The 7,110-nt window shown below is 60.8% G+C and carries 7 protein-coding genes and 1 other RNA gene; 7 read left to right on the forward strand and 1 reads right to left on the reverse strand.

The genetic code is table 11. The annotated features are described in order from the left end of the window. Positions 1-240 precede the first annotated feature (240 nt). The 4 genes from NCT03_RS01735 (at position 241) to NCT03_RS01750 (ending at position 3,343) form a co-directional block, all read left to right on the forward strand. Positions 241-1,134, forward strand: a complete 894-nt coding sequence (locus NCT03_RS01735) for a glutamate/aspartate ABC transporter substrate-binding protein (protein WP_244826980.1) — start codon at positions 241-243, stop codon at positions 1,132-1,134. Positions 1,135-1,203: 69 nt separating this feature from the next. Then, the gene (locus NCT03_RS01740) at positions 1,204-1,944 is read left to right on the forward strand and encodes an amino acid ABC transporter permease (RefSeq protein WP_250462988.1); all 741 of its coding nucleotides are present in this window, start codon (positions 1,204-1,206) and stop codon (positions 1,942-1,944) included. After that, positions 1,944-2,621: a glutamate/aspartate ABC transporter permease GltK gene (gltK, locus tag NCT03_RS01745; protein ID WP_244826982.1), complete on the forward strand. Its 678-nt coding sequence runs from the start codon at positions 1,944-1,946 to the stop codon at positions 2,619-2,621. Before NCT03_RS01740 ends, gltK begins: the two co-directional genes overlap by 1 nt. After that, entirely contained in the window at positions 2,618-3,343 is a 726-nt protein-coding gene (locus NCT03_RS01750; protein WP_244826983.1) for an amino acid ABC transporter ATP-binding protein, read from the forward strand. The genes gltK and NCT03_RS01750 overlap by 4 nt, the downstream gene beginning before the upstream one ends. A gap of 72 nt (positions 3,344-3,415) precedes the next feature. Here NCT03_RS01750 and NCT03_RS01755 read toward each other — a convergent pair whose 3' ends face one another. Beyond that, a complete protein-coding gene (locus NCT03_RS01755; RefSeq protein ID WP_250462994.1) occupies positions 3,416-4,318 on the reverse strand; it encodes a class II glutamine amidotransferase in 903 nt (300 codons plus the stop codon). 188 nt (positions 4,319-4,506) lie between these two features. Here NCT03_RS01755 and pyrC point away from each other — a divergent pair, with 188 nt between their 5' ends. From pyrC to rnpB, 3 genes are all read left to right on the forward strand, one after another. Next, positions 4,507-5,592 (forward strand): dihydroorotase, encoded by a 1,086-nt coding sequence (gene pyrC, locus NCT03_RS01760; protein ID WP_250491772.1) that lies wholly within the window; start codon positions 4,507-4,509, stop codon positions 5,590-5,592. Then, positions 5,593-6,429, forward strand: a complete 837-nt coding sequence (locus NCT03_RS01765) for a DUF3025 domain-containing protein (RefSeq protein WP_250491773.1) — start codon at positions 5,593-5,595, stop codon at positions 6,427-6,429. It abuts the gene before it with no gap. A 90-nt stretch (positions 6,430-6,519) separates the two neighbouring features. Then, an RNA gene (rnpB, locus tag NCT03_RS01770) (RNase P RNA component class A) lies at positions 6,520-6,934 on the forward strand. Positions 6,935-7,110: the final 176 nt, after the last annotated feature.

Below are 7,110 nucleotides of genomic sequence, written 5' to 3' on the forward strand. Positions count from 1 at the left end.
CGATCGATGAAATTTGAGGGCGACGCTCCTTCGGGACGTCGCCCGCATTTGCATGAGGATTGCTATAACATCGCGGTTTTCTGTCGCGACACGGCTCGACTGAAGTAAGTGCTCAAGCGCCAATGCCGGTGACCTTTCCGCCGACATCCCGAAAATAAGACAGAGTGGGTTAACAATCATTCTTTCAGAATAATTACCCTGCTAAACTTGCCCCGATTTTTGCCACAGGAGATCGAACACATGAAGATTAAAAAAGCTGCGCTGCTCATCGCCGCGCTCGGATTCATCGCGGCGAGCGCTCACGCGCAAGACGCCGGCACGCTCAAGAAAATCAAGGACACGGGTGTCATCTCGCTGGGGCATCGCGAGTCGTCCATTCCTTTCTCGTACTACGACGACAAGCAGAACGTCGTCGGCTATTCGCATGAGTTCGCGCTGCAGGTCGTGGAAGCGGTCAAGCAGAAGCTCAACATGCCGAATCTGAAGGTGAAGCTCACGCCGGTCACGTCGCAAAACCGTATTCCGCTCGTGCAGAACGGCACGGTGGACCTCGAGTGCGGCTCGACCACGAACAACGCGGAACGTCAGCAGCAAGTGGCCTTCTCGAACACGATTTTCGTGATCGGCACGCGCCTCATGACCAAGAAGGATTCCGGCGTGAAGGACTGGGCGGACCTGAAGGGCAAGACGGTCGTGACGACCGCCGGCACGACTTCCGAGCGCCTGCTTCGCAAGATGAATCAGGACAAGAGCATGGGCATGAACATCATCAGCGCGAAGGATCACGGCGAGTCGTTCCTCACGCTGTCGACCGGCCGCGCCGTCGCGTTCATGATGGACGATGCGTTGCTCGCGGGCGAACGCGCCAAGTCCAACACGCCGAACGATTTCGTGATCGTCGGCGCGCCGCAATCGCATGAAGCGTACGGCTGCATGATGCGCAAGAACGACCCCGAGTTCAAGAAGGTCGTGGACGACGCCATCGCCAAGGTGGAAACCTCGGGCGACGCCGACAAGATCTACAAGAAGTGGTTCGAAAGCCCGATTCCGCCGAAGGGCCTCAACCTCAACTTCCCGGAAAGCGACGACATTAAGGCTCTCTTCAAGAGCCCGAATGACAAAGTAATCGACTAACCGGTTCGACTATCGAGCGAACGATACGGAAGGAGCTTGCTTCTTCCGTTTCTTTTTGGAGTGAGGTCCATGTCTTACCACTGGAACTGGGGCATTCTGCTGAGTCCGGTTTCGACCGGCGAGCCCACCACGTATCTCGGCTGGCTGATTTCCGGCTTCTGGGTGACGATTACCGTGTCGCTCGCGGCTTGGGTGATCGCGCTTGTGGTCGGCTCGTTGTTCGGCATCTTGCGTACGGTCCCGAATCGCTTCCTGGCGGCCATCGGCACTGTCTATGTCGCGATCTTCCGTAATATTCCATTGATCGTGCAGTTCTTCGTCTGGTATCTGGTGATACCCGAGTTGCTGCCGCCTTCCATCGGCAACTGGTTCAAGCAACTGCCGCCATCGGCGCAGTTCTTTTCCTCGTCGATCATTTGTCTCGGACTCTTCACCGGCGCGCGCGTGTGCGAACAGGTGCGCTCGGGCATCAGCGCGCTGCCGCCTGGTCAACGCAACGCGGGTCTCGCAATGGGCTTCACGCAATGGCAGACGTATCGCTATGTGTTGATGCCGGTCGCTTATCGCATCATCGTGCCGCCGCTCACGTCGGAATTCCTCAACGTGTTCAAGAATTCGGCGGTCGCGTCGACCATCGGTCTGCTCGACCTTTCGGCGCAGGCGCGGCAACTCGTCGACTACACGGCGCAGACGTATGAGTCGTTCATCGCGGTGACGCTCGCTTACATGCTCATCAACCTCGTCGTGATGAACCTGATGCGCTGGGTCGAAGCGAAGACCCGGTTGCCTGGCTACATCGGAGGCAAGTAATGCATCAATTCAACTGGAGCGGCATTGTGGGCGCGTGGCCCACGCTGTGGACGGGCGCCATCATCACGCTGCAGATCACGGTGCTCGCCATCGTGATCGGCATTGTCTGGGGCACGGTGCTCGCGCTGTTTCGTCTGTCGGGCGTGAAGCCCTTGCAGTGGTTCGCGAGCGCTTACGTCACGGTGTTCCGCTCGATTCCGCTCGTGATGGTGTTGCTGTGGTTCTTCCTGATCGTGCCGCAGTTGCTGCAGAATGTGCTCGGCTTATCCGCCGATATCGACATTCGCCTCGCTTCCGCGATGGTCGCGTTCTCGCTCTTCGAAGCTGCGTACTATTCGGAGATCATTCGCGCGGGCATTCAGGCAGTGGCGCGCGGTCAGGTGAACGCGGCGTTCGCACTCGGCATGACCTACGGCCAGGCGATGAAACTCGTCGTGCTGCCGCAGGCTTTCCGCGCAATGGTGCCGCTGTTGCTCACGCAGGCAATCGTCCTGTTCCAGGATACGTCGCTCGTCTACGTGATCAGTCTCGCGGACTTCTTCCGCACGGCGACGAACATCGGCGACCGCGACGGCACGACCGTCGAGATGGTGCTGTTCGCCGGCGCGTGCTATTTCGTGGTTTGCGTGTTGGCATCGGCACTCGTAAAAAGTCTTCAGAAAAAGGTCGCAAGATGATCTCTATCAAGAATGTTTCCAAGTGGTACGGGCAGTTCCAGGTGCTGACGGACTGCACGACCGAAGTGAAGAAAGGCGAGGTCGTCGTGGTGTGCGGCCCGTCGGGTTCGGGGAAGTCGACGCTCATCAAGACCGTGAACGGTCTCGAACCGTTTCAGAAGGGCGAGATCACCATCAACGGTCAATCGCTCACGGACAAGAAGACCAATCTCTCGAAGCTGCGTTCGAAGGTCGGCATGGTGTTCCAGCATTTCGAGCTGTTTCCGCATCTGTCGATCGTGCAGAACCTGACGCTCGCGCAGATCAAGGTGCTGGGCCGTTCGAACGACGAAGCGACGACGAAGGGTCTCAAACTGCTCGATCGCGTGGGCCTGCGCGCGCACGCGGACAAGTTTCCGGGCCAGTTGTCGGGCGGGCAGCAGCAACGCGTGGCGATTGCCCGCGCGCTGTCCATGGACCCGATCGCCATGCTCTTCGACGAACCGACCTCCGCGCTCGATCCCGAGATGATCAACGAAGTGCTCGACGTGATGGTCGAACTCGCGCAGGAAGGCATGACCATGATGTGCGTGACGCACGAAATGGGCTTCGCGAAGAAGGTCGCGCATCGCGTGATCTTCATGGACAAGGGATTGATCGTCGAGGACGACCAGAAGGAAGCGTTCTTTGCGAATCCGAAGTCGGATCGCGCGAAGGACTTTCTGGCGAAAATCCTGCATTGACGCGTTTTAGCGGCGTCATGCAAAACGGCCTTCCGTGAGGAAGGCCGTTTTTATTCAGCGTTCGATTCCGTTTTATTCGATCCCGAGTTCGGTTTCCACCGACGCCGTCGACTGAATTTCCTCGATCTTCAGCGCCGATCCCACGCACGCTTTGGCAAGCGGCTCGGCCGCCTTCTTCGCGACTTCATCCGGCACCGGAATGTTCACCGTGCGCGAGAGCGCGCCTTTCTGGAACATGGCGAGATCGCCGGGCGCAAAACGCGTCCAGACTTCGTTATCGGTGAGCGGCGAGGTGGCGATGACCGCCACGCGATCTTCCGGCGTCGTGTACTTGGCGAAATCGATCGACATGTCCGCGTCGATCAGATGCGCGGTCGAAAACGGCCAACTGCGAACCAGATAGTACAAATGCGTCGAGCAGTGCGAGAAGAGCGCTTGGCCGTTGGACATCAGGAAATTGAACACGCCGTGCTTCGTGATCTCGCCTGTAAGTGAGGCGAGCGCGTCGAACAATTCTTCCAGCGGCGGCTGCGAGCGCGGAAACGCCTTGCGCAAACCTTCCAGCAGCGTGCAAAAGGCAAGCTCGCTGTCCGTGTTGCCGACGGGTTGATACAGGCCGTTCAGTTCGGGCGCGTAGTCTTTGAGATCGCCGTTGTGCGCGAAGATCCAGTGCCGTCCCCACAACTCACGCAGGAACGGATGGCAGTTTTCCAACAGGATATGCCCTTGCGTCGCCTTGCGAATGTGCGCGATGGTGTTCTTCGATTTGATCGGATAGCGCTTCACCATCTCCGCGAGCGGCGACTTGGCGGACGATTCATGGTCGATGAAAAGCCGGCACGCCTTGTCCTCGAAGAACGCGATACCCCAGCCGTCCGCGTGGTGATCCGTGACCCCGCCACGCGCGGCGAACCCGGTGAACGAGAACGTCACATCGGTCGGTTCGGCGCAATTCATTCCGAGAAGTTGGCACATGTTGCTGAAAGCGAGAGCCGGTAAGGGCATTGAGCCCGTTGTTACAATACGTCCGACAAGCATATCACCGGGGCAGTCATCCAAAATTCGAACGGCGTCGGGCAAAACGCGGCGTTGTCAATTTTCCACGGATGTTTTTGCCAGGTCTTTAGATCTCCCGACTCCAACGTTTCCGCCGCCATCACGCCATGTCCAATTCCGCCTCGCCCGATTCGCTCACGACACTCACGATTGCGCGTCCCGACGACTGGCATCTGCACGTGCGCGACGGCGCGATGCTCGCCGCCGTCCTGCCGCATACGGCGCGCCAGTTCGGTCGCGCGATCATCATGCCGAACCTGAAGCCGCCCGTGACGACCACGGAAATGGCCGCGGCTTATCGCGAGCGCATCCTGTCCGCGCTGCCGAAAGACGGCGCCGCCGCGCGTTTCGAGCCGCTGATGACGCTCTATCTCACCGACAACACGCCGCCTGACGAGATCCGCCGGGCGCGCGATAGCGGCTTCGTGCACGGTGTGAAGCTTTATCCGGCGGGCGCGACGACCAATTCGGACGCGGGCGTGACGAGCCTCGGCAAATGCGCGAAGACGCTCGAAGTCATGCAGGAAACGGGCATGCCGCTGCTCATCCACGGCGAAGTGACCGATGGCGATATCGATATCTTCGATCGCGAGAAGGTGTTCATCGACCGCGTGCTGTTGCCGCTGCGCCGCGATTTCCCCGCGCTCAAGGTGGTGTTTGAGCACATTACGACGAAGGACGCCGCCGATTACGTGCGCGACGCCGAAGGTCCGGATGGCACAATCGGCGCGACCATCACCGCGCATCACCTGCTGTTCAACCGTAATGCCATTCTCGTGGGCGGCATCCGGCCGCATTACTACTGCCTGCCGGTGTTGAAGCGCGAGACGCATCGCGTGGCGCTGGTCGAGGCGGCGACGTCCGGCAACGCGCGCTTTTTCCTCGGCACGGACAGCGCGCCGCATCCGAAAGGCTTGAAAGAGCACGCGTGCGGTTGCGCGGGCTGTTACACGGCGCTCCACGCGCTCGACCTCTATACGGAAGCCTTCGATAAAGCCGGCGCGCTCGACAAACTGGAAGGTTTCGCGAGCTTTCATGGCGCGGATTTCTACGGCCTGCCGCGCAGCGCCGAGAAAGTGACGCTCGAGCGCGCATCGTGGACGCTGCCCGCCGAATTTTTCGTCGGCGACGAAGAGGTCGTGCCGCTGCGTGGCGGGGAATCGATCGGATGGCGCTTCGTGGAGGCAAGTTGAGTGAGCGGCGCGTCGGGGGCGGCTGAAGACGGCGTTGGCCGTTTCGCGGCAATCGACTGGACGCGCCCGTGGTTACCATCGATCGAAACGCGCGGCAGGCGCTGGCAAGCCGCCGCGCTCGATAGCCCGGCGCGCTATTTGTCCATCCTGAACGACGACGCCCAAGCCGCCGCGCATGTCACGGGGCGCGCTCGGCCGCTCGCGTTTATCGCGCAGGAAGCCTTGCCGGACGGGGCGTCGTATGAAGGGCATATCGCCGAAACGGGATGCGTGCCCACGCGCCATAACCTCCACGATTTTTTCAACGGCCTGATGTGGTTTGCGTATCCGCGCGTCAAGGCGGCGCTCAATGCGCGACAGGCCGAGCAGATCGAGACGCGCGGTATCGGTCCGACGCGCGGCGGCGTGCGCGACGCGCTTACGCTTTTCGACGAAAACGCGGTGTTTTTCGCTTACTCGGACGCAATGCTCGCCGATGCCTTGCGCCGCTTCGACTGGCGTGCGCTTTTCATCGAGGGCCGTGCGGCGTGGGGTAAGCGCTGTGAGGCGCGCATTTTCGGACACGCGCTGCTGGAAAAACTCGTTGCGCCGTACAAGGCGTGCACAGGGCACGCGTGGCTCGTGCCGGTGCCCGCTGACTACTTCTCTCTTGACGATACCGCCCGCCGCGCCTTGCTCGATGAACGCGTAACGGCAAGCCTGAATGCCGGGACGATCGAAAGCCGCGCTTTCTCGCCGATACCGGTGCTTGGCGTGCCGGGCTGGTGGCAAGCAAACGAATCCCCCGCGTTTTACGACGATACGACAGTGTTTCGTTCGGGCAGACGCAGCGCGTGAGACGTCGCGGCCAACGCAGCGCGCACGATTCGCAGGCAAAAAGCTATTCCTCGAGATGCGGTAGACACCCGATGCTAGAATCGACCCCGCAAAGCAGGCCAGGCAGTCGCGGCTTCGACGTTTCGTGCGTCGAGGGCGAGGAAAGTCCGGACTCCACAGGGCAGGGTGATGGCTAACGGCCATCCGTGGCAACACGCGGAACAGGGCAACAGAAAGCAAACCGCCGATGGCTCCTGGCGCAAGTCGGGAGATCAGGTAAGGGTGAAACGGTGCGGTAAGAGCGCACCGCGGCCATCGTGAGACTGGCCGGCACGGTAACCTCCACCCGGAGCAATTCCAAATAGGCAGGCGCGCATCTTCGAGATGCAGGACGGTGCCCCCGTTCGTCTGCGGGTAGGAAGCTTGAGCGCGTCAGCAATGGCGCGCCTAGAGGAATGACTGCCACGCGCGATCGCTTTCGGGCGTATTGCGTGCACAGAATCCGGCTTATCGGCCCGCTTTGTCGTATTCCAAAAGAAAGAGCCGGGGGGGGGGGGGGGGGGGGGGGGGGGGGGGGGGGGGGGGGGGGGGGGGTGGGGGGGGGGGGGCGTTTGTTGGTGGAGTTTCTGGTTTGGGCGGTGGTCGGTGGTATCGCGTAGTCCGTGTGCTAGCGGGTTGGCGGGGGGTTCGCCGATATTCTGG

Origin of the sequence: Caballeronia sp. GAWG1-1 (assembly GCF_023631465.1) — a bacterium.
Taxonomy (GTDB): Bacteria; Pseudomonadota; Gammaproteobacteria; order Burkholderiales; family Burkholderiaceae; genus Caballeronia.